The sequence below is a fragment of the Draconibacterium mangrovi genome, from assembly GCF_010586825.1.
Lineage (GTDB): Bacteria > Bacteroidota > Bacteroidia > Bacteroidales > Prolixibacteraceae > Draconibacterium > Draconibacterium mangrovi.
Map to the genome: position 1 here is coordinate 1,043,183 of NZ_JAAAGB010000001.1, position 23,723 is coordinate 1,066,905.

Consider the following 23,723-nt stretch of genomic DNA (forward strand, 5'->3'; position numbering starts at 1 on the left):
AAATGAACATCAATTATAAAACACCGGAAGAACTAAAACTGCTTACCGACAAAAGCCGGCCGGAAACCAATGCTTTGTTGAAAAAGCTGAAAAAGAAAAAACCCAAGCGGCTTGATGATGTGGTGCATGCGCTGCATTACGAAGCCTTTGATAATTTCGATTGCCTTGATTGCGCCAACTGCTGCAAAACAATTGGCCCGCGGCTGATCGACAAAGACATTGAACGACTGGCCAAACACCTGAAAATGAAAGTGGCCGATTTTATGGATCAATACATAAAAACCGACGAAGACGGCGACTTTGTTTTTAACGAACACCCCTGCCCTTTTTTGATGCCCGACAACTACTGCATGGTTTACGAAAGCCGGCCAAAAGCCTGTCGTGAATACCCACACACCGACCGAAAACGTTTTTACCAGATTCTCGATCTGTCGCACAAAAACTGCGAAACCTGCCCGGTGGTTTTGGACGTTTTTGAAGAGCTGAAGAAGGAAAATTTTTAATAGTTACTCCGGAAACGATGCTAGTTTTCGGCTTCCGGTGTAACCTCAAAATTCATTTCTCCAAAGCAAACGGTACCGGTAGTTGTAATCCCTTCCACCAAAACTTTGTAGCGGGCAATATCATCCGAGGTAAAAAATGAAATATTCGCCTCTCCGTTATAAAGTTTCACCGAAGGATTCCAGTATAGCGTAGTGCGATAATCCGGTTTTTCTGAATTCCTGTTTTCGGCAGTATAAGTTGGAGAATAGAACTCCCGGTATTTCGAAAAACCTTTTATCTTTTGTTTGATCATCCCCTTCAAATATTTTTCGCGCACCTCATCCGGAGCTCCGCGTTTGGTGTAAATAAAAACGGCACCTCCTGATCCTCTGGAACCCAATAAAGCCATGCCTGTTGGGTTATGCGTATTGATTATATCAATACGGTCAATACTCAAAATAGATATTGAAGACAGACCACGCGGTAGTCCATCTAACACACCATCAACATAGTATACAATAGGACTTCCAGCAAACATTGATAATGGCATAGGATTACTAAAAAATGTGGGCGCTTTTTCTAACAAATACTCCTCCAAATTGACAGACATAAAATCTCTATCTTTGGGTTTAATCATTATATCAGGTTCCGAATAAATCTGCGAAAATTTTACTTCCTCCTGCTCCGGGGCATTGGCCGTAACTTCTACCACATCAATCATTATCACATCTTTTTCAGGTTCAAATTCCTTTTCGGCCATACTTGCATAATAGTTCTGTCGGTAGAGTTCGAACGGAATTTTATTTCGTTCTGAATACTGTTTGAATATATTCGGATTAAAGGCCGCCGAAATGGTAGTCAACGGTTCAAGCGTTACCCTTGTGTTTTCACTTTCATCACTTTTTCGGGCCTGTAAGGTAATAGCTGCCGAATCGGCCAGATTGATATGCTGAAAAACGAAGCGGCCTTCTTCGTCAGTGGTTTCCCACGAGGAAAATAAACTATTGTTTTGCACCATAAGAAGGACTTCACTATTGCCCACCCGTTTCTTATTCCACAAGTTTGTTACATAACCTTCAATAGTAAAACCTGCAGTAAGAGGATACTTAAATTCCTTTTCATCAAAGTCCTCAATTTTATTCCAGATGTAGCTGCTCCAGCCGTGCGTTAACATCAATAAATCGAGTTTTTGTTCGGAAGAAATCTCGGGTTCATCGTTGAAATAATCGGCTGGCGATTCAATGTGACCAATAAGCTCAGCATCGAGGTACAACTGCGACAAAATGGTTTGCGATTCACCGAAAGCATTCAAACTATTTTCGTTAACAACAGCAACGGAAAGCCTCGCGCTATCCGATAGGAATTTTTCATCGGGAATCAACTTAAAATTTACCAAACTACGATTTGAATAAACTTGATCCTGCAATGCCACCCGGATGGAATTTGTTTCGATAATGTTGTTAAAATACAAACGCTCTGAAACCGGATTTAAATCTTCGTTTAATAACACCAGGCGGTTTATTCCGGTGCCAAATTTAGTCTTCTCAATATTTACACTAAAATCGTTTTGGTTTGGTTTTACCTTTTTATAGAAGATAACTTCTCCCCGATTCATGCAGGCCAGCGTGTATTTCTCGCGCAAATAATTTTTAGAGTTACTTAAAATACCAACATGCAAAAGATCTTCGGAATTGTTATACAGCTGAAGTTTTATGCCCTCTTTCTCCGGTTCCCAAAACCCAACTTTTAACCTTGGGAAGGCATTTAAAACCACAGTGTATTTTTCGCCGCTGTTTGGGTAAAAATCAAACTTGCCCAGCCCTTTGTAGTTGGTCTCGAAACGAGCTACAGTTTTTTTGTCTTCATTCAGCACCACTCCATTGGTGTTTATACTTTCACCATTCTTCCCCGTAATTTTTACGCCAATAACATTCGGCGTATGTTCCAGCAAGATACCACCTTCAGGGAAAAAACGAACCAGAGGTTCAACTTCCGAACTGTTATCTACTTCCGGTAAATCACCATCAATCTCAAACGAGTTTTTGGTTCGCTCAATGGTCAGCGATTTGGAAAAATAACTATCATCGCCAAAGTTTCGGAGGTAGTTGGTGTAAGCCCGGAATACAAGATTACCGGTGAGCACCGAATCAACAATTGGAATATTCCCTTCCCCGAATCCGTTGCACACAGGAAAAATTTCAGATTTGACTACCGTTCCTGTTGAGTCAATTAAATCAACATGCAAGTTCTGATCATTTTTAACCGGAATGTGTGTTTTCCCGTCGAGCAGATAAGCACTCAACCAAATGGTATCGCCCAGAAAGTAGATCTCACGGTCGGTTTGTACATACAGTTTTTGAAAATCAGGACGATTTTTAGCAGCATCGAAATCCGGATTACCTTGTGAGTAAAGGTTATGAGTGGAGAGTAAAAACAGAAATAACCATGTTAAAGGAGAGCGCATTGGTTTATTTTTTAGTTTCTGTTGATTCAGCTATAAATGTAGAAATAAATAACACAATGTTCAATTGCTTTTATTCATGAACAACCTTATTTCCAGTCTTTTCTTTATGTTATACACCATCTTTTTATAAATCAGTAACTAAGTCAAACTTTTCCTGAAAAGATGTGAGTCGTAGCAATCGACAGATTAAAAAGAAAATTTTTAACTTTAAGGCAAATCATAAAACCAACACCATGGGATACAACGGCCTCGGAATGCAACGCTGGATTTCAACGATGAAACCCAGAAAATACCTTGGAAGACGCAGTAAACCTGATGGAGGCGGCGGTGCTCCATCAGTAGGTCCGGAAGTAAACAGCTACTACCACATAAAAAAACGCGACTTTACCTTTCTAAAAAACAAAACTTATTCCGATAGCTACAAAAAAGAACTTCAATCGAAACTGCAAGAAGAGACAAGAATCAACAATCGGAAGATTATGATGAGTGTTGCAATTGGACTGGTAATAGTATTTCTAATATTTGTATACTTTAACGACCACTTCGATTTATTTTAAAATCCCCGTTATGTACCTAAAAATTACACCCTATGAAAAAACTACTATTAAACGACGGAAACGAACTACCAATAATTGGTTTCGGAACCTATAAATCAAACGAAGAAGAAGGAGTTGATGCGGTAAAATTTGCCCTGCAAAACGGTTACCGTTTAATTGATACGGCGGCCTTTTACTTTAACGAAGAAGCCGTTGGTAAAGGCATAAAAGCCAGTGGTATTCCGCGCGAAGAGATTATTGTAACCACTAAATTATGGCGCGATTGTTTAGGATACGGATCCGCCAAAAAAGAATTCGAAAAATCGCTAAAAAAGCTCGATCTGGATTACATCGACCTTTACCTGATACACTGGCCGGCCAATGCAAAAAACTACAACAACTGGCAAAAAGCCAATGCCGACACCTGGCGTGCCATGGAAGAACTGCAGGCCGAAGGAAAAATAAAATCGATTGGTGTAAGCAATTTCTGGCAGGAACATTTTGATGCCTTGTTTAAAACTGCCAATGTAAAACCGGCGGTAAACCAAATTGAGTTTCATCCGGGATACTGGCAGCCGGAATTAACCGCGTTTTGCAAAAATCACGATATTGTGCTTGAAGCCTGGTCGCCACTGGCGCGCGGACGTGTGTTCGATAATAAAACTTTGCAGCAAATTGCAAAAAACCATAATCAATCGATCGCAAAAGTTTGCCTGCGCTGGATCACTCAACACCATGTGGTGGTTATTCCAAAATCAACTACCCACGAACGAATTCTTGACAATCTGAACTTATTCGATTTCGAACTTACTAAGGAAGAGATGAACCAGATCGACAATCTCCCGGAAATTGGTTTTAGTGGCGAGTTGCCCAATATCTGGCCGGAGCGGCTTCCGGTTGATTAACTGCTGATGGTCTCACCCGGAGTAAGACTATCATTACTACCCGCTCATCAGTGTGCAAATACCGAAATATCATACCCACTTCAATGAAGATTAGAAGATATAAACCCGGGGAAGAAATTCAGTTGATGGAGGTTTTTGTTTCATCAGTAAGAGAAAATGCAGCAAATTATTACAGCCGGGAACAGTTACAAGCATGGGCTCCCAATTCTATTGATCGTGAAGAATGGAAAAATAAAATGCATCGAATCAATCCATTTGTAATACTTGATAATGACAAAATTCTTGGATACGCCGATTTGCAGTCCTCAGGCTATATCGATCATTTTTTTGTGCGCGGAGGATATTCAGGCAAAGGAATTGGAAAGCAGCTAATGAATTTTCTTCTCCAAAAAGCAAAAGAGAAACACATAACAGAATTAAGCTCTGATGTTAGTTTGGCAGCTCAGCCATTCTTTAAAAAATTTGGGTTCAAAACGATAAGAAGTAAAAAAGTTGAAGTCAGAGGAGTTGAGCTGGAAAATGCCTTAATGAAAAAAGATATGCTTACTAAAGGCAATTAAATGTTTTGATCGTTACATTACAGCGAATATCTTTTCAATCCGCGTCATAAGTGTTCCAATACCGATAATTCCTCCAATGTGTTTCCCCTATAATAATAATTAAATACCTTTGGCGTTTTAGAAAAAATGACGATCGCGCATGAAGCGAAAAATTTACCTTTTTATATTCTTTTGTTTTTCGATGTTTGCGGGAAAGGCCCAAATTGGAGGTGAATATACCTACCAGTTTCTGGAGCTGACCAACTCTGCGCGTATCGCTGCCTTGGGAGGTACTCAAATTGCCTTAAACGATTCAAGCGATCTGAACCTTTCCTACGCCAACCCGGCCCTGCTACAAGAAAACATGGACCACCGCCTTTTGGTAAATTACGTGAATTACCTTGCCGATGTAAATTATGGTTATGCTTCGTATGCCAAAACCTACGATGGAATTGGAAATTTTGCGGTGGGCATGCACTACATCAATTACGGGCAGTTTGATGAAGCCACAGAAGCCGGAGAACTTACCGGAATAACTTTTAAAGCGGCAGAATACGCACTTAACCTTATTTATTCGAACCGCTACAAACGGCTGAATTACGGGATCAACCTGAAACCTATTTTATCGTCGTTCGAAACCTACCAATCGTTTGGAATTGCTGCCGACCTGGGAGCAAGTTTCGCCAGCAAAGACGGTTATACAAACGTGGCTTTTGTGGTGCGCAACTTCGGTACGCAAATATCAAAGTACTATGATGGAGCCGATAGCGAACGCATTCCGCTAAATATTCAGGCAGGAATTAGCAAGCGTTTACAACACGCCCCGCTTGTTTTTTCCGCTACTTTGCAGCACCTTAACCACTGGGATTTGGCATCAAGCGATGAAGAAAAGGATTTTAACGGCGAAACCATTCACCAGCGCGAGGAGAGTTTTGCCAAACAAACCATGCGCCACCTGGTGTTGGGAGCAGAGATTCTTCCTTCCGAAAATTTTACCCTGAGAGTGGGTTACAATTACCAGCGGCGCCAGGAGCTAAAATTCGACAACAAAGCATCAACTGTTGGGTTTTCTGCCGGGTTCGGCTTAAAAATCAAACGTTTTCATTTTGATTATGCCATTTCCAGATTTCATTTGGCAGGCTCCTCTAACCTGTTTTCGGTTTCGGTTAACTGAATAACAACTTCTAAAATCAGACAATTGAATCTTAATTAAAATTTCCCCATATTTGCTCCAAATTCCTAAAGAAACATGAACGACAAAAAGATTATCATCGCCATTGATGGCCATTCATCTTGCGGCAAAAGCACTATGGCCAAGTCACTTGCTCAGCGACTTGGATACGTTTATATCGACACCGGAGCCATGTACCGTGTTGTAACCCTGGTTGCCCTGCGCAATGGATGGATTGAGAATAAGATTCCCGACACGCAAAAAATTATCGATGGATTGAAAGACATTAAAATCACTTTTAAATGGGATGAAAAAGCCGGAAAGAACACCACTTTCCTGAATGGTGAAAATGTGGAAGATGAGATCCGCCAGTTGGAAGTTTCAGAGAATGTAAGTCCTATTAGTACCATTGCCGAAGTACGTCATGAAATGGTACGCCAGCAACGCGAAAACGGTAAAAACAAAGGTATTGTTATGGATGGGCGCGATATTGGCACCGTAGTTTTCCCTGATGCCGAACTGAAAATATTTATGACCGCCTCGCCCAAAATCCGTGCACAACGACGCCACCTCGAACTCACTGAAAAAGGCGACAACGTAAACTTCGAGGAGATTTTAGCCAATGTTGAGGGGCGCGATAAAATTGATTCAACACGTGCCGTAAGTCCTTTAAAACAAGCCGACGATGCATTAATTCTTGATAATAGTGAGCTAACGCGCGAACAACAATTGGATTGGGCCGTTATGAAGGTAAAAGAAATTACTGAAGGAAAATGATTGTTGAGATAGATAGAAGATCGGGATTCTGTTTTGGCGTGATCAACGCAATCAAAGCAGCGGAGGATGAATTGAAGCAGGCGAACCAACTGTATTGTTTGGGCGATATCGTTCACAACGGAATGGAAGTGGAACGCCTCGAGAGAATGGGATTAAAATCGATCTCGAAGGAGGAATTTTTTACCCTCAGCAACTGCAAAGTTTTAATCCGCGCCCATGGCGAACCGCCGGAGACTTACGAATATGCCAAAGCCAATAACGTGGAACTGATTGATGCAACCTGTCCGGTTGTGCTTACTTTACAGGAGAAAGTTAAAAGCTCGTATTCCAAACATTCGCAAATTGAAGGGCAGGTAGTTATTTACGGTAAAAAAGGGCACGCCGAAATTGAAGGCCTCAACGGGCAAACCAAACACAATGCCATCATTATTGAAAGTATTGCCGATGTAGACAAGATCGACAAAAGCCGACCGGTTTCGTTGTATTCTCAAACTACCAAGCGAATTGAGGACTTTCATGAAATTGCCCAAAAAGTAAAAGAAACCACCGAGCCGGGCGTTCCGGTTGAAATAAAAGATACCATTTGCCGTCAGGTGTCGAACCGCGTTCCTAACCTGAAAAAATTTGCCGAACGTTTTGATATGATCCTGTTTGTTGCCGGGCGAAAAAGCTCGAACGGCCAATACCTTTACACCATTTGTAAAGAGGTGAATGACGATTCGTATTTCATTTCAAATCTCGACGAAATAAAACAGGATTGGTTTGATGGCGTTAAGTCGGTGGGTATCTGTGGTGCTACCTCAACACCTAACTGGCTGATGGAAGATGTGGAAAAATGGATCCACACCAACTTCGGTTAAGAATTTTAAGCGCATTCCATAAAATCCCGTACTTTTAGGCAAATATTTTTTATGCCTGAACTTTTTGCACAAGTAATATTACCCCTGTCGTTGCACGATAGCTTTACCTACAAGGTACCTGCATCGCTGGAAAACGAAATTGCTCCGGGGAAACGGGTAATTGTGCAGTTTGGCAAAAGGAAATTGTATGCGGCTTTGGTCATCTCGCTTTCGGATAAAAAGCCGGATGATATGGAAATAAAGGAAGTTCAGGAAATCCTTGATGACCATCCCATAATTTTTCCGGTAAATTTTAAACTGTGGCAATGGCTCGCGCAGTATTATTGTTGCACACTGGGCGACGTGTTTCGGGCAGCGCTGCCAACCGGGTTAAAACTGGAAAGTAAATCGAAACTTTTTTTAACCGGGGTTGACGAACCGGTACAACTGAGCGCAAAGGAAGAGCTCATCATACGGCAACTACAGGAAGATGTTTCACAACTTTCGGATATCGAGCACAAACTGGGAACTGAATTTTCGTACCAGGCACTGCGCTCGCTGATGAATAAAAAAGTGGTTTATGCCGAGGAAAAGATCAGCAGCAAATACAAACCAAAAACCGAAGCATTTATTAAACTACACAGCAGCATTTCTTCCGAGAAAGTGCTTCAGGAAAAGGCCGACTCGTTGAAGCGCGCAAAAAAACAACAGGAATTGCTTTTTCATTTTTGCACGGTTACCAATGCTTTTTCTGATGAGCAGATTAATGAAATTCCAAAAAAGGAGTTGCTGGTTGGTACTGCTTTTTCTCCTAATCTTGTAAAGGAGCTGGTAAAAAAGAAAATTCTTACTGAGCGCCAGAAACAGGTATCGAGGCTGGAGGAAGAAAAAATCGAACAGGTAAGCATTAATCTGCTGAACAAATACCAGGCAAAAGCTTACGAGGAGATTAAAACCACATTCGAAACGCAGCAGGTTACGCTGATTCACGGCATTACAGCCAGTGGCAAAACGGAGATTTACATTCATCTTATCGATGAGATGATAAAAACCGGAAGGCAGGCTTTATACCTGGTTCCGGAAATAGCACTTACCACACAAATTGTAAAACGACTGAAAAACGTTTTTGGCAACAAAGTGGGCATCTACCACTCGAAACTAAACAGCCAGGAACGTGTTGAAATATGGGAAAAAGTATTGCAGTTCAACGACAATCCGAAAGAAGGTTACCAGGTTGTTTTGGGTGCACGCTCAGCCGTGTTTTTGCCTTTCTCGAAACTGGGAATTGTTATCGTTGACGAAGAGCACGAAAATTCCTTTAAACAATTTGATCCGGCACCTCGCTACAATGCCCGAGATATGGCGGTAGTTTTGGGCTACCAGAACGATGCAAAAGTTTTGCTGGGTTCGGCAACTCCTTCGTTCGAATCGTATTACAACGCACTAAAAAACAAGTACGGACTGGTAAATCTGATGAAGCGCCACTCGGAAATGGAACTTCCCGAGATTCTGGTTGCCGACATAAAACGTGCTTATAAACGTAAACAAATGCGTTCGTTTTTAACACCCGAACTTTTCGAGATGATGGAAACTGCGCTGGAGAAAAACGAACAGATCATCCTTTTCCAAAACCGGCGGGGTTATTCACCGTACGTTGAATGTTTCTCCTGTGGCGATATTCCCAAATGCCGAAATTGCGACGTAAGTCTCACCTATCACAAGTACAAGCGGAGATTAAGTTGCCATTACTGTGGGTTTAGCTACCAGCTGCCCGACAAATGCGACAACTGTGGTTCGCCCGAATTAAAAACACGGGGTTACGGTACCGAAAAAATTGAGGACGAGCTGAAACCTTTGTTCCGAAATGCACGAATTGCGCGTATGGATTTGGATACCACGCAGTCGAAAAATGCCTTTGCCAAAATCGTTAAAAACCTGGAGGACCGAAAAACGGATATCCTGATCGGGACTCAAATGGTGACCAAAGGACTGGATTTTGAACATGTGAGTGTTGTGGGAATTTTAAATGCCGATAACCTGATCAACTTCCCCGATTTTAGAGCACACGAGCGTGCTTACCAGCTTATTTCGCAGGTGGCTGGCCGCGCCGGACGAAAGCACAAACAGGGGAAAGTGGTTATTCAAACTTCGCAGCCCGATCATCCGCTAATTCAACTTATTCGCGAGCAAAACTACCAGGCCACGCTAAAAGAACAGTTTGAAGAACGCCAGCTGTTTAAATATCCGCCTTTTTACCGCCTGGTGAAAATTGTGGTGAAACACAAAAATGTTCAAAGCGTCGACAGGGCTGCCAACCAACTGGCACAGCAACTAAAAAAACACAAACAGCTAATTGTTATGGGGCCGGAATATCCATTGATCAGCCGTATACAACTGTGGCACCACAAAGAGATCTGGATAAAAATTGATCGAAAACTTAACCTCGATCTGGTAAAAAAAGAAATCACCGCTGCCGTAAAAGCAGTCAGGCATCTCCCATCAAACAGCAGCTGCGTTTTTAATATCGATGTCGATCCGGCCTAACGATCAGATGACCACCAGAATCCAGTATCCAGTAACCAGTATCCATCTCACCAACAAAACATTTTCGATCCTTTAGCTTCCAGCGGTATCATAAAAACAGAATAAGTTTCGCTTTTTTACACTTCCTACCGTTGTTTTTTCTTAATTTTGTGCTCATAACATCGTTGTGTGAATAAAGCAGAAGTAGACGAAATATTCAACCGGTTTTCAAAAATACGCGCCATTGTAATTGGCGACGCTATGGTTGACACCTATCTCTGGGGAAAAGTTGACCGCTTATCTCCTGAAGCTCCGGTGCCGATTGTATCCGTTACAACACGCGAAAACCGTCTTGGCGGCGCGGCAAACGTCTCCCGAAATATTCAGGAACTGGGAGCTACTCCAAAACTTTTTGCGGTGGTTGGCGACGACGACAACGGTAAAGAATTCCTAAATCTTTTAGACAAACGTAAAGTCTCTTCCGAGGGGATATTTATCGATCCATCGCGAAATACAACGGTAAAAAACCGTGTAATTAGTTCCGGTAAACAAATCGTTCGAATCGACGAAGAATCAATTGATTACATTTCGGAAGAAATGGAAAACAAATTGATCGATGCCATAAAAACAGAAATGGAAACACATCCGGTTGATGTGATCGTTTTTGTTGATTACGACAAAGGTGTGGTTACGCCAAGTTTATTTAAAACCATTAACGAACTGGCGCAGGAAAAAGGCATCCCGACCTCTGTTGATCCAAAGAAACGCAACTTTAGCAACTATAAAAATGTATCGCTTTTTAAGCCCAACTTTAAAGAGTTTGTTGAAGGTACAAGGTTCCCGCTAAAAAAAGGCGACCTCGAAAACCTGAAAAAAGCAGCTGAAACCTTTAAAGCAGAGCACCAGTTAAAATTGATACTCATAACACTTTCAGAACTGGGAGTTTTTATCATCAATGGTGAAGAAGAACAATATTACCCGGTTGCAATTCGCGATATTGCTGATGTTTCGGGTGCCGGCGATACTGTAATAGCAGTGGCCAGTCTGGCAATGGCAGCAGGGCTCCCGCCAAAAATAATCGCACTGCTGTCGAACCTGGCAGGCGGATTAGTTTGCGAGAAAGTCGGGGTTGTTCCGGTTGATCAAACACAGCTGAAAAAAGAGATGAAATCTCAAAAAATTTGAGCGCTTTTCTGTTCAAATCCAAGCGCTTACCAAATTATCCCCCGGCCTGCCCCTAAAATTTCACTTTGGTTAATGGTAAATTGTTAACTTTGAAACCGCTCAAGAATAAAAAAGACGCTATAAATGGGAAAAATAATTTCGTTAGCAAACCAGAAGGGAGGAGTTGGTAAAACAACCACAACAATTAATCTGGCTGCAAGTCTGGCAGTACTTGAACAGAAGGTTCTGATTATTGACGCCGACCCGCAGGCAAATGCCACATCGGGTTTAGGATTCGACCTGAGAAATGTTCAATCGAGTATTTACGAATGTATTGTAAATGAAGTAGAAGCCGACAAAGCTATTTTAGCTACCGGTATCGATAACCTGGATATAATTCCTTCTCACATTGATTTGGTTGGTGCTGAAATTGAAATGCTAAACCTGCCGAACCGTGAGAAAGTGCTAAAATCAGCATTGGAAACGATAAAAGACAAGTACGATTTTATTTTTATCGACTGCTCACCATCATTGGGATTAATTACGGTAAATGCCCTTACCGCGTCTGATTCTGTTATCATTCCGGTTCAGTGCGAATATTTTGCATTGGAAGGACTTGGAAAACTGCTGAATACAATTAAGATTATTCAGAACCGTTTGAACCCGGAACTGGAAATCGAAGGATTCCTGCTTACCATGTACGACGGCCGTTTAAACCTGTCGAACCAGGTGTTGGAAGAAGTAAAACACCACTTCCAGGAAATGGTATTCGACACTGTAATTCAGCGTAACGTAAAATTAAGTGAAGCACCCAGCTACGGAAAACCGGTGGTACTTTACGATGCAAGCTCAAAAGGAGCAATTAACCACATGAACCTGGCGCGCGAAATATTACAGCGCAATGCCATGACTAAAATGTCGAAAGACAATGTTGTTATAAATTAAACATTCTTAAGTAAGTATGATGGCAAAAAGGAATGCACTTGGAAGAGGATTAGGCGCATTGATCGACGATGCTGAAAAAATGCAGCAAGGCGCCGGACTGGATGAAATTGAATTAAGCAAGATTGAAGCAAATCCTTTTCAACCCCGCACAAAATTTGACGAAGAGGCACTGGCAGAGCTTTCAGCCTCGATCAAAGAAATTGGATTGATACAGCCCATTACCTTACGAAAAGTTGGTGACAACAAATACCAGATCATTGCCGGAGAACGTCGTTTCAGAGCATCGCAACTGGCAGGGTTGAATAAAATACCGGCTTATGTGCGCAAAGCCAAAGATGATGGTATGCTGGAAATGGCGCTGGTTGAAAACATTCAGCGTGAAGACCTCGATTCCATTGAAATTGCACTAAGCTACCAACGCCTGATGGATGAGTTGGAATACACGCAGGAAGAACTGAGTGGCCGTGTAGGTAAAAAACGCTCTACCATTGCCAACTACCTGCGTTTACTAAAACTTCCGGCCATTGTCCAGAAAGGATTGATCGACAAAGAAATATCGATGGGTCATGCGCGTGCTATTATTAATATTGATGATGCTGATACGCAGATCATGATCTTCGAACAGATTATTAAACACGGGCTTTCGGTTCGGAAAGTTGAAGAGGTTGTTCGCGATTTAAATTCAGGCGAAGAAAAAGCAGGCGATTCAAAAAAACCTAAGTTCCCGAAAGAATTTAAGTTAATTAAAACGCAGCTTGACCAGATTTTTAGTAGACAAATCGACTTCTCGATGAACGAGAAAGGAAAAGGAAAGATTACCATCCCGTTTAGGTCGGAAGCCGACCTGGAAAGAATTGTTAAAATAATTGAAAATCAAAAATAAACCTTAAGAATCACACAATTACTAAGGGTATTTTCTATTTTTGCGCAAAATTATTAGTGTGATTAAACGCGTTTTTTTTTCTAAAATATTGCTTCTTAGCCTGCCATTGTTTTTCAGCATTACTATGTTGGGGCAAACCACTGCGCAGGATTCCGCTTTTATTGCACAGGCAAATGAAGTACCTACAAAGGTTGAACATTCGCCTAAAAAAGCCACCCTCTATTCAACATTTTTACCGGGACTTGGACAGGCTTACAACAAAAAATACTGGAAAATTCCTTTGGTTTATGCCGGTTTCGGGACCATTGGTTATTTTATTCACTGGAATAACGACAATTACAAGATTATGCGCCAGGCATATGCCGATTTAACGGATGGGGATGGACCATATGGAATAGAGGATCCAACAAATTCGTATATGGATTTGGAGGCGACGCAGTATTACGACTTAAATAATCCTACGCATTACAACAATTTTAAAACCGGGCTCGACAAACAACAAAGTTACTACCGGCGGAATCGCGACTTGCTAATTATCAGCATTATTGGATTTTACGGGCTGAATATTATCGATGCCAGTGTAGATGCGCACTTGTACGATTTTGACATCAGCGAAGACCTTACATTTAACTGGCAGCCTACAATGCAATACCAGGATTTTCAATACGTTTATGGTGTAAGCTGTACCTTTACTTTTTAACATGAGACACATTATCATTTATATATTTTCGCTATTTCTTTTTACCAATGCGTTGGCACAGGAAGCTGACACCGCACTTACATTAGATGACCTGAAACTGGAAGCAGATACCACCGGTTTTAACGCATTGGATGTTGAAGATATGCTGAATCCCATTTTTTCGGATCAGATGGACAGCATGATGAGCTCGTGGGATATTCAGAACCGCTTTAACTTCGATAACTCAGAAGTGCGAACACTTGATTTCCCTAAAAACCTGCCCGATTCAGTTTACATTAACCGTTTAAAAGAAATTGAGCAGGTTGTTGATCTGTCGTACAATTCGGTGGTAAAAAACTACCTGCAAATGTATACCGAAAAGCGTCGCGACCTGGTTGAAGTAATGCTTGGATTATCGGCTTACTACTTCCCTATTTTTGAGGAAACGCTGGACAAATACTATATGCCACTGGAGATAAAATACCTGGCTATTATTGAGTCGGCACTAAATCCAACGGCACGCTCGCGGGTTGGCGCAAACGGACTGTGGCAGTTTATGTACGGCACTGCCCGCAACATGAAACTGGAAATTACCTCGTTTGTTGACGAGCGCCGCGACCCGATAAAAGCAACCGATGCTGCAGCACGCTACCTTACCAAACTACACGATATTTATGGCGACTGGCATTTGGCCATTGCCGCTTATAACTGTGGCCCAGGAAATGTAAACCGTGCCATCCGCCGCTCGGGAGGAAAAAGAAATTACTGGGAAATCTATTACCGTCTGCCTCGCGAAACCAGAGGTTACGTACCGGCATTTATTGCGGCAACTTATACTTTCGAATATTACAAGGAGCACAACTTAGTCCCACGTTTCCCGGAGATCGAACTGTCGGTTGATACCGTGATGGTGAACGACTATCTGCATTTTGATCAGGTAAGTGCAAAACTACATATCGAGAAGGAAGAATTACGTGCATTAAATCCGATGTACCGCCGCGATGTGATTCCGGCTAAGGCAAGCAAGCCATATCCGTTGGTTTTACCGAATGATGTGATTTTGGATTTTGTTGACCTGGACACAGCAATTTTTGCTTTCGAGCGCAACAAATACTTCCCCAACAATACCTTAATGGACCCAACAAGCAGCAACAGCAGCTATTTTACGCCTGTTGATATTAAGGGAAAAGCAAAAGTTGTTTACACCGTTAAAGCAGGCGATAACGTTGGTTTTATCTCGTCGTGGTTTCATGTGCGTACTTCCGATTTGAGGTATTGGAACAACATTAACCGCGATATAATTCGTGTGGGCCAGAAACTGGCTATTTACGTTCCTGAAAAAGACAAGGAGAAGTACGAGCAGGTTGCCAGCATGAGTTTTGCTCAAAAACAAGCTTCTATCGGCAAAACATCAACACCTGCAACAACGAGCACTTCGAAACCACTTGATCCGAATTTCGAATATTACACCGTACGTAAAGGAGATACTTTGTGGGATATTGCTCAGAAATATGCAGGAATATCGGCTGATGAAATCATGCGGCTAAATGAGCTCAAAAACGATCGTGGATTGTATATCGGCCAGAAATTAAAGATCAAACGAAAAGGGTAATCCCAATTATTTTTGACTGTCGAGTTGCTTTCTTCTGCGTATACGTTTTGGTCCGTACCACAACCAAAATCCGGTTACACTAAACAACAATAACGCCAAACCAGTGATGCTGGAATAAAAAAGTTTCAGCCCGCCATCGGTGCGAAACCAGTGATCGAGCACCGAACCATCGTGTATATTTTCGATTAAATCCGACCAGCGGCGTTCAATTTGTAAAACGTCTCCCGTTGCACCGTCTAACTGAATACCCCAGTAGCCTTCGTTAAACACAAATTTTACCATCCCCTTCTTTTGCCGAACATCAATTTTATCCAGTTCGGGTACGGTTTCAGCAGAAATAGAATCACGGTAAACCTGAAGCGCAATACTTTGCAATCGTTCCAGGGGCAGCCATTCGCTCAACTCGGTTGAAGTTCCCTTTTGCGATTTGGGCAGAATAAGACCACCACTGTTCTTTTTCCACGTCAATAAAATTCCGGAAATGGCAACGAATAAGATAAATACAAATAATACAAGGCCTGTAATCCGGTGTATCTTTCTGAAATTCCGAATCAGTTTTGCTTGTTTTGCTCTGCTGGGATTTTGGCTCATACGAATAAACAAATGGTTAGTTGGCCGTAACTCTTTTTGGTTTTCCGGCTATAATTTTGGAGCCAAAAATAACAGAATTTCCCCTTATTTTACCTGAAGCGGAATTTGCACATTAAACGACTCACCTTTCTTTGTCGGGTTGATATTGATGATGGAACAAGCTGCGTAAAGAACCTGTGGATTTCCTTCTTCGTCAATTAACATTTGTGGACGCTCCAAACGATCGACCTTTATGGTGTCGCCCGATTGCAACACCACTTGCTTTTTCATAAAAAACGGATCGGCAGGTTTTGTCCATTTTATTCCGTCGATTGACTCAAGAATTGCCAAACCCGGATCGCCTCCTGTTATTTTGCCCGAAAAATCCTTAAAAACTGCATAAAATTTCTGCTGCGTTTTGTGGTACCAAACATACGGGTCTTCGGCCGATGCGATTTTCCCATCCTCAGTTCTGAAATCAAAAATAATGTCATCAAGTGGCGTAAACGGCCCTGTTGGAGAGTCGGAAAGTGCCACACCATGCACGCCGCGCCAGTTCGGATCGTAAAGGTTTCCTTTAAAGTACAGCAAGTATTTTCCATCAGCCGGGCGGTAAGTTACTGCCGGATTCACCACAATAATATTGTCGGGTTTTGGCTGCGTTCCTTCCGGCGACGGATTAACAATATTATCCGGTTTTACCCGGGTTCGGGGCGCCAACAATGGCTCGTCGGGGCGGATAAAATTACCTTCCACCAGATCCTCGAAACTATCAAATTCAATAACTGAAATTTTTTGGTTTTGCTGAACACGGTTGCGTTTACTCAGCTTTTCGCCGGGAGAACCTACGGGCTGCACCCCCGGATCTTTCGAGCCAATATAATAGAGGTAATATTTCCCTTTGAATTTTTTGAGGTGCGGATTCGACACCATTTGAGCGTCCCAGGCTGTGCTGTCGCCATTGAGCGCCTGCCCGCGCAATACTATCTTTTTAAACTTAAAATCACGGTCGGGATAATCCGAAACGGCATAAGCCAGCTTCGAATGCAGCACCCAACCATCGGTAAATGCCGGCAATGAGTCGCCACATTCAAAAACATTGTAAATCATGTGGTATTTACCGTCGTCGCCTTTTAATACGCTACCACCCCAAACAAAACGATCGGGATCGTTAAGCACTGAAGGCCCGGTAAGAATATTTCCATTAACCACAGCATCAATCGGCAATGCCTCAATACTTAATTTTTCAGAACTTTTATTGTTACATCCTGAAATGGCAAGGAGAAAAATAAACCCGATAAAAGTGTGCAATACGTTCTTTTGCATTTTATTCGATTTATTGGTTGAAAAATAACGTGCATGGTTTATACAAAAAACTCATATAAACACTTACAATTATTCCTGTGAAGCTATTGAATATTAATCTTCTGCCCCAGCGCTTTTATCTCCTGCTCCAGTTTATTGCGTTTTTTTATGGCTTTCGATAAAGCCAGTGCATCGCGAACAGCTTCTTTGTCGTAGGTTTCCAGAATAATATAATAGTATTCCTTACCCAGGAAAACAGCTTTCAGGTTCCGGTCAACATTGTTGGCAATAAACTCGATCACACCGTTGTCTTTTCCGTTTCGGTACGATACTTTTTCCCATTTGGCTTCCATAAAATCGCTGCGGTGGTTATCAACCGAACCAACCGGAATTTCCTCGGTCTTGGCATCGTCACCACTATCATACACCCGCAGCCCGGTATGATTAAGCCAGTTTTCGCCATGATAATTACTGCTTAAATACAATTCGCCTCGTTCATCCAAATGTACCTGAATATATGAGCGGTCCCACGCCCGTTTAAAGGTCTGGCGTTTGTGAATGTATTGTGCGTAACGATCGAATTCTGTTTTTTCTTTTACAAACGATTTCTCCAACTCTGCCACCTGTACTTCAACCGTATCAAGCTCGGCCTCTTTTCGCTGCATAACCTGGAAACGAACTTCCTGCAAAAGGTTTTTAGCTGCATTTGCCGAATACACCGCTTCGGGGTATAAAATTGAAATACTGTCTAACTGACCAATAGCAGCAGCAGTGTCGTTTTTCACCAGCAGATTTTTAGCCAGATCGATCTTTACACGCGCCTTATCTTCATCCGAGGGTCCACATGAAACAAAAATTATTAGCACTAAAAGCACCAGGTATTGAGCAGAAATCTTCATTCGTTTTTAATTGTTTATTTTTGGCAACTCACCTTTTGTACAAAAGTAGTATTTTAAATAGTAACGAAGAAAAGCCGGTTTATTATCATGAACACCAATTCCGTAGAGTTTTTTAATTCAAAGGACGAAGAGAAATTCCCTGAAACCAGTGCCATAATTATCGCTGCCTGGCACTTGTCGAATTCTGAGAATATCGGCAAGATCATTCGGCTGGCTCATAACCTCGGCGCTGCAGAGGTTTTGTTTGTGCGTGAATCGGAAAATCATCGTGAATCGAAAATTAAAAAGACTGCCGGTTTTTCGTACGATCAGATGAAGTGGCGTTTTATTTCGGAAAACGATTTTATTGAACTATTGAATGCCGGTTATCAGCTTACCATTTTAGAAACCTGCGAAGGAGCCACAAATATTTACCGCGAAAAATTGCCACAAAAAACCATACTGCTTGCCGGTAGCGAATCGCACGGGCTACCGGAAAACATTATCAAAATGGCCAATAAAAGTGTTTATATTCCCATGCCCGGAGGCTGCAAATCGTTAAATATTTCCAATGCATTGTCGGTTGCGGCATTCGAGTGGTACCGCCAGCAAACCTGTGTTTAAATTAGCGGTCTCATTGCCGGTTAATTCGTTATCATTTTACAAAATTGAAATAACTTTAACTTCATGCTCATAATTATAGATTTTTTCTATCTTTAAATCAAAAATCGACTTACGCCATGATTACCCTAACCCAATTAGAGTACATAACTGCCGTTGACACCCATCGTCATTTTGGCAAAGCTGCCGAGTCTTGTTTTATTACTCAGCCAACACTTTCCATGCAAATTAAAAAGCTGGAAGAAGACCTCGAAATCATTATTTTCGACAGAAGTAAACAACCACTTATCCCAACCGACGTTGGTGTTCGTATTATTGAACAGGCGAGGGTGGTTTTAAAACAAGCCGAAGAAATAAATAACATTGTAAAAGACCACAAAAACCAGGTTTCAGGAATGTTGCGCATTGGTATTATACCAACGCTGGCCCCCTACTTACTACCAATTTTTGTTGGAAATTACAAAAAGAAATATCCAAATATTTTCATTAAAGTTGTGGAAGCAACTACTGAAAATATTATCAATCTTTTGCATAAAGACCTTATCGATGTTGGTATTCTGGTAACTCCTCTACATGAAGAAAAGATACTTGAAAAGCCTTTATTTTACGAGGAAATGCTTATTTATGCCAACAGCGGACACAAATTGCACAAGCAAAAAGAAATTACGGTTGAGGATATTGCAACACCCGAAATTTGGTTGTTGAGCGACGGGCACTGTTTCCGCGACCAGGTGATCAATCTGTGTTCGTATATGGGAACTACCGATAGCCAGTTGCCATTTCATTTTGAGGCCGGATCGTTGGAAACATTGATGAATATTGTTGACCGCGAAGGAGGAATAACACTTATTCCGGAGTTGGCTAAAGCCACAATGTCGCAAAAAAGAGCTTACAACGTGGAGAACTTCACCAGCATAAAACCACTGCGTGAAGTTAGCCTGGTGTACTCGCGGCACTATGCAAAACACAAGTTGATTAACCTGCTTTGGCGTGAAATTAAAGATTCGGTTCCGCAAGAGTTACAAGACGAAAACCGTGGAACAATCGTAGAATGGCGCTAATTACATGTTGAAAACAGTAGTATTGATTGTTAAATAAAACTTACTTCCGAATTTTTCTTTCGGAATTTATTGCAAAATAAAATTTTTATATATCTTTGCGCCGCAATTCGCGGATGTGGCGGAATTGGTAGACGCGCTAGACTTAGGATCTAGTACCTATGGTGTGGGGGTTCGAGTCCCTTCATCCGCACTCAAAAAAAACCGCCGACCCTAATTTTTAAAAAGGGTTGGCGTTTTTTGCATTTTAGGGGTATAAATAAATTTATCATCATGAATATTAATATAGAAAACATCGACCAGGTTAATGCGGTAATCAATCTTACCATCGAGAAAACTGACTATGAAAAACAAGTTGCCGATGTTTTAAAAGACTATCGTCAAAAAGCTTCAATTCCAGGATTCCGCCCCGGTAAAGTTCCGGCAGGCCTTATCAAAAAAAGATTCGGAACCGCTGTTTTGGTTGAAGAGATAAATAAACTGATCTCTCAAAACCTGTCGAAATACATGATTGATGAAAAACTTCCTGTATTGGGCGAACCAATGCCAAACGACGAAAAACAAAAACCAATCGACTGGGAAAATGACGAGTCGTTTGAGTTCGCTTTCGATGTAGCTTTAGCTCCTGAAGTAAAAGTTTCGCTCGACAAACGCAACAAATACACTTACTACAATATTGCCGTTTCTGAAGACATGGTTCAGCAGCAAGTTGACATGGCAGCTTCTCAACTGGGAGAAAATGTTCCAGCCGAAGAAGCAAAAGAAGACAGCACAGTTCGTGGTAATTTTGTTCAGCTTGATGCTGAAGGCAACGAAGTGGAAGGCGGAATTGCTCCTGAAGGTGTACTTTTAGCGGTTGACAAAATCAAAGACGAAGAAATTAAAAATGCATTTATCGGTTGCAAAAAAGACGACATCATCGTTTTCAACCCGGTAAAAGCTTTCGAAAATAACCACGAAGTTGCGCACATGCTAAACATTAAGCATGAAGAAGCCGACACCTTGGAAAGCGATTTCAGATACACCGTTACTGAAATTCTTCAGTTCGAAAAAGCTGAATTGAACGAAGAGTTGTTCAAAAAACTATACGGAGAAGAAACAGAGATCAAAACGCTTGACGATTTCAAAGCAAAAATCAAAGAAGACCTGGCCAAAAACCTGGTATTCTCATCTGATCATAAATTTACATTAGACACCCGCGACGCGCTGGTTGAAAAAACTGAGCTGGAAATGCCGGAGGAGTTTTTGAAGCGTTGGTTAGTGGCTGTAAACAAAGAATTAACACAGGAGCAAATCGAAACCGAATTCCCTGCATTTATTCTTGATTTGAAATGGCAATTGATTAAAGACGCCATCGCAAAAGAAAACGAACTGAAGATTGAAGCTGAAGAGGCTGAAGACTTTGCCAAGAAAATGGCACTGGCACAATACCAGCAGTACGGAATCCACGATGTGCCTGAAGATCAGCTGGAATCGTTTGCTAAAATGATGCTTGATAAACCTGAAGAAAGAGAACGCATCTACAAACGATTGTTGGAAGACAAAGTGATAGAAGTGGTGAAAGAAAAAGTTACTATTCAGGAAGAAGAAGTATCGCAGGAAAAATTCAACGAAATGATGCAAGCCGCTCAATAGGCGCTGCAATCATCTGAAAATATTTTGCTGAGTGCATCAGCATGAATCTTTTTTATAACTTTGTGAATCGTGACAAACGTATTTACAAAGTTATTTTTTTACAAGCACTTATAAAAAATGGACAACAACGAATTTAGAAAATACGCAACTAAGCATGCTGGCATCAGCAGCTTAACAATGGACAGGTATACATCGGCATACAGCAATTATATTTCGCCAACAATTATCGAAGAGCGTCAGTTAAACATCGCGTCAATGGATGTGTTTTCGCGTTTGATGATGGACCGTATTATTTTCCTTGGTGTGCCAATCGACGATACTGTAGCTAACATTATTCAGGCACAATTGCTGTTCCTCGAGTCAACCGATCCGTCGAAAGACATTCAGATCTATTTCAACTCGCCCGGAGGCTCTGTTTATGCCGGTTTAGGTATTTACGACACCATGCAATACATTTCGGCCGATGTAGCTACCATTTGTACAGGTATGGCTGCATCGATGGCTGCCGTGTTGATGACAGCCGGACAAAAAGGAAAACGTTCGGCATTAACACATTCACGAATAATGATCCACCAACCAATGGGCGGTGCTCAGGGGCAGGCTTCTGATATTGAGATCACAGCCCGCGAGATCATGAAGATCAAAAAAGAATTGTACACCATTATTGCCAATCACTCAGGACAAACATTAGAACAAATTGAAAAAGACTCAGACCGTGACTACTGGATGACCGCACAGGAAGCAGTAGATTATGGCATGATCGATGAAATTTTAGTTAGAAATAACAAATAATGTCAAATAAAGAAAAGATGGACAAGTGTTCGTTTTGCGGACGGGAAAAGAAAGAAGTAAATCTTCTGATTGCAGGGATTGACGGACACATTTGCGACCGTTGTGCCGAGCAGGCTCATTCGATTATCCAGGAAGAGGTGAAGACTTCAAATTCTTTCGATTTGGATGATATCAAACTTCTGAAGCCTAAAGAGATCAAGGACTTTCTTGATCAATACGTTATCGGGCAAGACCGCGCCAAACGTGTGCTTTCGGTTTCGGTATACAATCATTATAAACGACTGACACAGAAAGTTGATGATGATGAAACTGAGATTGAAAAGTCGAACATCATCATGGTTGGCGAAACCGGAACCGGGAAAACGCTTTTAGCGCGCACAATTGCAAAAATGTTACATGTTCCGTTTACTATTGTTGATGCAACCGTACTTACCGAAGCCGGTTATGTTGGTGAAGACATTGAAAGTTTGTTAACACGATTACTTCAGGCTGCCGATTACAATGTGGAAGCTGCCGAACGAGGAATTGTTTTCGTTGACGAAATTGATAAAATAGCACGTAAAAGCGATAATCCATCGATAACGCGTGATGTTTCAGGCGAAGGAGTTCAGCAAGGTTTGTTAAAACTGCTGGAAGGTTCCATTGTAAATGTTCCGCCACAAGGTGGGCGTAAACACCCGGAGCAAAAGCTGATTCCTGTCGATACTAAAAACATATTGTTTGTTTGTGGTGGTGCGTTTGATGGTATTGAGCGCAAAATTGCTAACCGACTAAATACAAAAGTGATTGGTTACAGCGCTGCAAAAGATGCCGACCGCATCGAGCGCGAAAACCTGCTTCAGTATGTTTCGCCACAGGATTTAAAATCATTCGGGCTGATTCCGGAAATCATCGGTCGTTTGCCTGTGCTTACCTACCTGAATCCGTTAGACAAGGAGACACTGCGCAGCATTTTAACTGAGCCCAAAAATTCGGTTATCAAACAATACACAAAGCTGTTTAAACTGGATGAAATAGAGCTGAAATTTGATGAAGAGGCCTTGGAATACATTGTTGACAAAGCAATTGAGTTTAAACTGGGTGCACGTGGTTTGCGTTCGATTTGTGAAAACATTATGAACGACGCCATGTTTGATGCGCCTTCAGATGAAATTTCTGAGTTACGCATCACCAAAGAATACGCCGAAAATCAGATCGACAAATCGGGTATCCGACGATTAAAAGCAAGCTAATAGCTGATAAGATATAGTACTAAAAGCCGGACTTTTCAGTTCGGCTTTTTTATTGGTGTTGATTCGAATATCAAATCAAATTTTACATTTAACTTTTATTAACATTTTATCT

22 protein-coding genes and 1 tRNA gene are annotated in these 23,723 nt (G+C 41.6%); 19 read left to right on the plus strand and 4 right to left on the minus strand.

Annotated features, from left to right (window positions below; all coding sequences use genetic code 11):
* Positions 1 to 2 precede the first annotated feature (2 nt).
* Complete coding sequence (locus G4420_RS04240; RefSeq protein ID WP_163322317.1) at positions 3 to 503, plus strand: YkgJ family cysteine cluster protein; 501 nt, start codon at positions 3 to 5, stop codon at positions 501 to 503.
* 20 nt (positions 504 to 523) lie between these two features.
* Here G4420_RS04240 and G4420_RS04245 read toward each other — a convergent pair whose 3' ends face one another.
* Positions 524 to 2,947 (minus strand): TonB-dependent receptor, encoded by a 2,424-nt coding sequence (locus G4420_RS04245; RefSeq protein ID WP_163322318.1) that lies wholly within the window; start codon positions 2,945 to 2,947, stop codon positions 524 to 526.
* A gap of 233 nt (positions 2,948 to 3,180) precedes the next feature.
* On the opposite strand from G4420_RS04245, the gene G4420_RS04250 reads away from it, so the two are divergent.
* The 12 genes from G4420_RS04250 (at position 3,181) to G4420_RS04305 (ending at position 15,520) form a co-directional block, all read left to right on the plus strand.
* Complete coding sequence (locus G4420_RS04250) at positions 3,181 to 3,504, plus strand: hypothetical protein (RefSeq protein ID WP_163322319.1); 324 nt, start codon at positions 3,181 to 3,183, stop codon at positions 3,502 to 3,504.
* A 32-nt stretch (positions 3,505 to 3,536) separates the two neighbouring features.
* On the plus strand, positions 3,537 to 4,388 hold the full coding sequence (locus G4420_RS04255) for an aldo/keto reductase (RefSeq protein ID WP_163322320.1): 852 nt from the start codon (positions 3,537 to 3,539) through the stop codon (positions 4,386 to 4,388).
* A gap of 125 nt (positions 4,389 to 4,513) precedes the next feature.
* Positions 4,514 to 4,948: a GNAT family N-acetyltransferase gene (locus G4420_RS04260; RefSeq protein ID WP_204273590.1), complete on the plus strand. Its 435-nt coding sequence runs from the start codon at positions 4,514 to 4,516 to the stop codon at positions 4,946 to 4,948.
* Positions 4,949 to 5,087: 139 nt separating this feature from the next.
* On the plus strand, positions 5,088 to 6,101 hold the full coding sequence (porQ, locus tag G4420_RS04265; protein ID WP_163322322.1) for a type IX secretion system protein PorQ: 1,014 nt from the start codon (positions 5,088 to 5,090) through the stop codon (positions 6,099 to 6,101).
* A gap of 75 nt (positions 6,102 to 6,176) precedes the next feature.
* Positions 6,177 to 6,875, plus strand: coding sequence for a (d)CMP kinase (cmk, locus tag G4420_RS04270; protein WP_163322323.1), 699 nt, complete (start codon positions 6,177 to 6,179; stop codon positions 6,873 to 6,875).
* A complete protein-coding gene (locus G4420_RS04275) occupies positions 6,872 to 7,735 on the plus strand; it encodes a 4-hydroxy-3-methylbut-2-enyl diphosphate reductase (RefSeq protein ID WP_163322324.1) in 864 nt (287 codons plus the stop codon). Before cmk ends, G4420_RS04275 begins: the two co-directional genes overlap by 4 nt.
* Positions 7,736 to 7,786: 51 nt before the next feature.
* Entirely contained in the window at positions 7,787 to 10,258 is a 2,472-nt protein-coding gene (gene priA / locus G4420_RS04280; protein WP_163322325.1) for a replication restart helicase PriA, read from the plus strand.
* Positions 10,259 to 10,426: 168 nt separating this feature from the next.
* Positions 10,427 to 11,422 (plus strand): bifunctional heptose 7-phosphate kinase/heptose 1-phosphate adenyltransferase, encoded by a 996-nt coding sequence (locus G4420_RS04285; protein WP_163322326.1) that lies wholly within the window; start codon positions 10,427 to 10,429, stop codon positions 11,420 to 11,422.
* A 123-nt stretch (positions 11,423 to 11,545) separates the two neighbouring features.
* The gene (locus G4420_RS04290) at positions 11,546 to 12,346 is read left to right on the plus strand and encodes a ParA family protein (RefSeq protein ID WP_163322327.1); all 801 of its coding nucleotides are present in this window, start codon (positions 11,546 to 11,548) and stop codon (positions 12,344 to 12,346) included.
* Positions 12,347 to 12,362: 16 nt separating this feature from the next.
* Positions 12,363 to 13,229: a ParB/RepB/Spo0J family partition protein gene (locus G4420_RS04295; RefSeq protein WP_246241535.1), complete on the plus strand. Its 867-nt coding sequence runs from the start codon at positions 12,363 to 12,365 to the stop codon at positions 13,227 to 13,229.
* A 58-nt stretch (positions 13,230 to 13,287) separates the two neighbouring features.
* On the plus strand, positions 13,288 to 13,929 hold the full coding sequence (locus G4420_RS04300; protein WP_163322328.1) for a DUF5683 domain-containing protein: 642 nt from the start codon (positions 13,288 to 13,290) through the stop codon (positions 13,927 to 13,929).
* Position 13,930: 1 nt separating this feature from the next.
* Positions 13,931 to 15,520, plus strand: a complete 1,590-nt coding sequence (locus G4420_RS04305) for a lytic transglycosylase domain-containing protein (protein ID WP_163322329.1) — start codon at positions 13,931 to 13,933, stop codon at positions 15,518 to 15,520.
* Between the two features lie 6 nt (positions 15,521 to 15,526).
* On the opposite strand, the gene G4420_RS04310 is transcribed toward G4420_RS04305, so the two are convergent.
* The 3 genes from G4420_RS04310 to G4420_RS04320 form a co-directional block, all read right to left on the minus strand.
* Positions 15,527 to 16,111, minus strand: coding sequence for a PepSY-associated TM helix domain-containing protein (locus G4420_RS04310; RefSeq protein WP_163322330.1), 585 nt, complete (start codon positions 16,109 to 16,111; stop codon positions 15,527 to 15,529).
* Between the two features lie 84 nt (positions 16,112 to 16,195).
* Positions 16,196 to 17,416 carry a glycoside hydrolase family protein gene (locus tag G4420_RS04315; protein WP_163322331.1) on the minus strand — a complete coding sequence of 407 codons (1,221 nt, stop codon included), beginning with the start codon at positions 17,414 to 17,416 and terminating at the stop codon, positions 16,196 to 16,198.
* Between the two features lie 83 nt (positions 17,417 to 17,499).
* On the minus strand, positions 17,500 to 18,294 hold the full coding sequence (locus G4420_RS04320) for a hypothetical protein (RefSeq protein ID WP_163322332.1): 795 nt from the start codon (positions 18,292 to 18,294) through the stop codon (positions 17,500 to 17,502).
* A gap of 87 nt (positions 18,295 to 18,381) precedes the next feature.
* Here G4420_RS04320 and G4420_RS04325 point away from each other — a divergent pair, with 87 nt between their 5' ends.
* The 6 genes from G4420_RS04325 to clpX all read left to right on the plus strand — a co-directional run bounded on the left by G4420_RS04325 (position 18,382) and on the right by clpX (position 23,611).
* A complete protein-coding gene (locus tag G4420_RS04325; protein ID WP_163322333.1) occupies positions 18,382 to 18,897 on the plus strand; it encodes a TrmH family RNA methyltransferase in 516 nt (171 codons plus the stop codon).
* Positions 18,898 to 19,013: 116 nt separating this feature from the next.
* On the plus strand, positions 19,014 to 19,955 hold the full coding sequence (locus G4420_RS04330; protein ID WP_246241537.1) for a LysR substrate-binding domain-containing protein: 942 nt from the start codon (positions 19,014 to 19,016) through the stop codon (positions 19,953 to 19,955).
* Positions 19,956 to 20,064: 109 nt separating this feature from the next.
* Positions 20,065 to 20,145, plus strand: a tRNA-Leu gene (locus G4420_RS04335).
* Between the two features lie 80 nt (positions 20,146 to 20,225).
* Positions 20,226 to 21,587, plus strand: coding sequence for a trigger factor (gene tig / locus G4420_RS04340; RefSeq protein WP_163322334.1), 1,362 nt, complete (start codon positions 20,226 to 20,228; stop codon positions 21,585 to 21,587).
* A 117-nt stretch (positions 21,588 to 21,704) separates the two neighbouring features.
* Entirely contained in the window at positions 21,705 to 22,379 is a 675-nt protein-coding gene (clpP, locus tag G4420_RS04345) for an ATP-dependent Clp endopeptidase proteolytic subunit ClpP (RefSeq protein WP_163322335.1), read from the plus strand.
* Positions 22,379 to 23,611 carry an ATP-dependent Clp protease ATP-binding subunit ClpX gene (gene clpX, locus G4420_RS04350; RefSeq protein WP_317165261.1) on the plus strand — a complete coding sequence of 411 codons (1,233 nt, stop codon included), beginning with the start codon at positions 22,379 to 22,381 and terminating at the stop codon, positions 23,609 to 23,611. The genes clpP and clpX overlap by 1 nt, the downstream gene beginning before the upstream one ends.
* The last annotated feature ends 112 nt before the right edge of the window (positions 23,612 to 23,723 follow it).

Coding starts and splice junctions, on each gene's coding strand:
- G4420_RS04240 (WP_163322317.1), top strand. CDS start 3: ATGAACATCAATTATAAAACACCGGAAGAACTAAAACTGCTTACCGAC.
- G4420_RS04245 (WP_163322318.1), bottom strand. CDS start 2,947: ATGCGCTCTCCTTTAACATGGTTATTTCTGTTTTTACTCTCCACTCAT.
- G4420_RS04250 (WP_163322319.1), top strand. CDS start 3,181: ATGGGATACAACGGCCTCGGAATGCAACGCTGGATTTCAACGATGAAA.
- G4420_RS04255 (WP_163322320.1), top strand. CDS start 3,537: ATGAAAAAACTACTATTAAACGACGGAAACGAACTACCAATAATTGGT.
- G4420_RS04260 (WP_204273590.1), top strand. CDS start 4,514: ATGGAGGTTTTTGTTTCATCAGTAAGAGAAAATGCAGCAAATTATTAC.
- porQ (WP_163322322.1), top strand. CDS start 5,088: ATGAAGCGAAAAATTTACCTTTTTATATTCTTTTGTTTTTCGATGTTT.
- cmk (WP_163322323.1), top strand. CDS start 6,177: ATGAACGACAAAAAGATTATCATCGCCATTGATGGCCATTCATCTTGC.
- G4420_RS04275 (WP_163322324.1), top strand. CDS start 6,872: ATGATTGTTGAGATAGATAGAAGATCGGGATTCTGTTTTGGCGTGATC.
- priA (WP_163322325.1), top strand. CDS start 7,787: ATGCCTGAACTTTTTGCACAAGTAATATTACCCCTGTCGTTGCACGAT.
- G4420_RS04290 (WP_163322327.1), top strand. CDS start 11,546: ATGGGAAAAATAATTTCGTTAGCAAACCAGAAGGGAGGAGTTGGTAAA.
- G4420_RS04295 (WP_246241535.1), top strand. CDS start 12,363: ATGATGGCAAAAAGGAATGCACTTGGAAGAGGATTAGGCGCATTGATC.
- G4420_RS04305 (WP_163322329.1), top strand. CDS start 13,931: ATGAGACACATTATCATTTATATATTTTCGCTATTTCTTTTTACCAAT.
- G4420_RS04310 (WP_163322330.1), bottom strand. CDS start 16,111: ATGAGCCAAAATCCCAGCAGAGCAAAACAAGCAAAACTGATTCGGAAT.
- G4420_RS04315 (WP_163322331.1), bottom strand. CDS start 17,416: ATGCAAAAGAACGTATTGCACACTTTTATCGGGTTTATTTTTCTCCTT.
- G4420_RS04320 (WP_163322332.1), bottom strand. CDS start 18,294: ATGAAGATTTCTGCTCAATACCTGGTGCTTTTAGTGCTAATAATTTTT.
- G4420_RS04325 (WP_163322333.1), top strand. CDS start 18,382: ATGAACACCAATTCCGTAGAGTTTTTTAATTCAAAGGACGAAGAGAAA.
- G4420_RS04330 (WP_246241537.1), top strand. CDS start 19,014: ATGATTACCCTAACCCAATTAGAGTACATAACTGCCGTTGACACCCAT.
- tig (WP_163322334.1), top strand. CDS start 20,226: ATGAATATTAATATAGAAAACATCGACCAGGTTAATGCGGTAATCAAT.
- clpP (WP_163322335.1), top strand. CDS start 21,705: ATGGACAACAACGAATTTAGAAAATACGCAACTAAGCATGCTGGCATC.
- clpX (WP_317165261.1), top strand. CDS start 22,379: ATGTCAAATAAAGAAAAGATGGACAAGTGTTCGTTTTGCGGACGGGAA.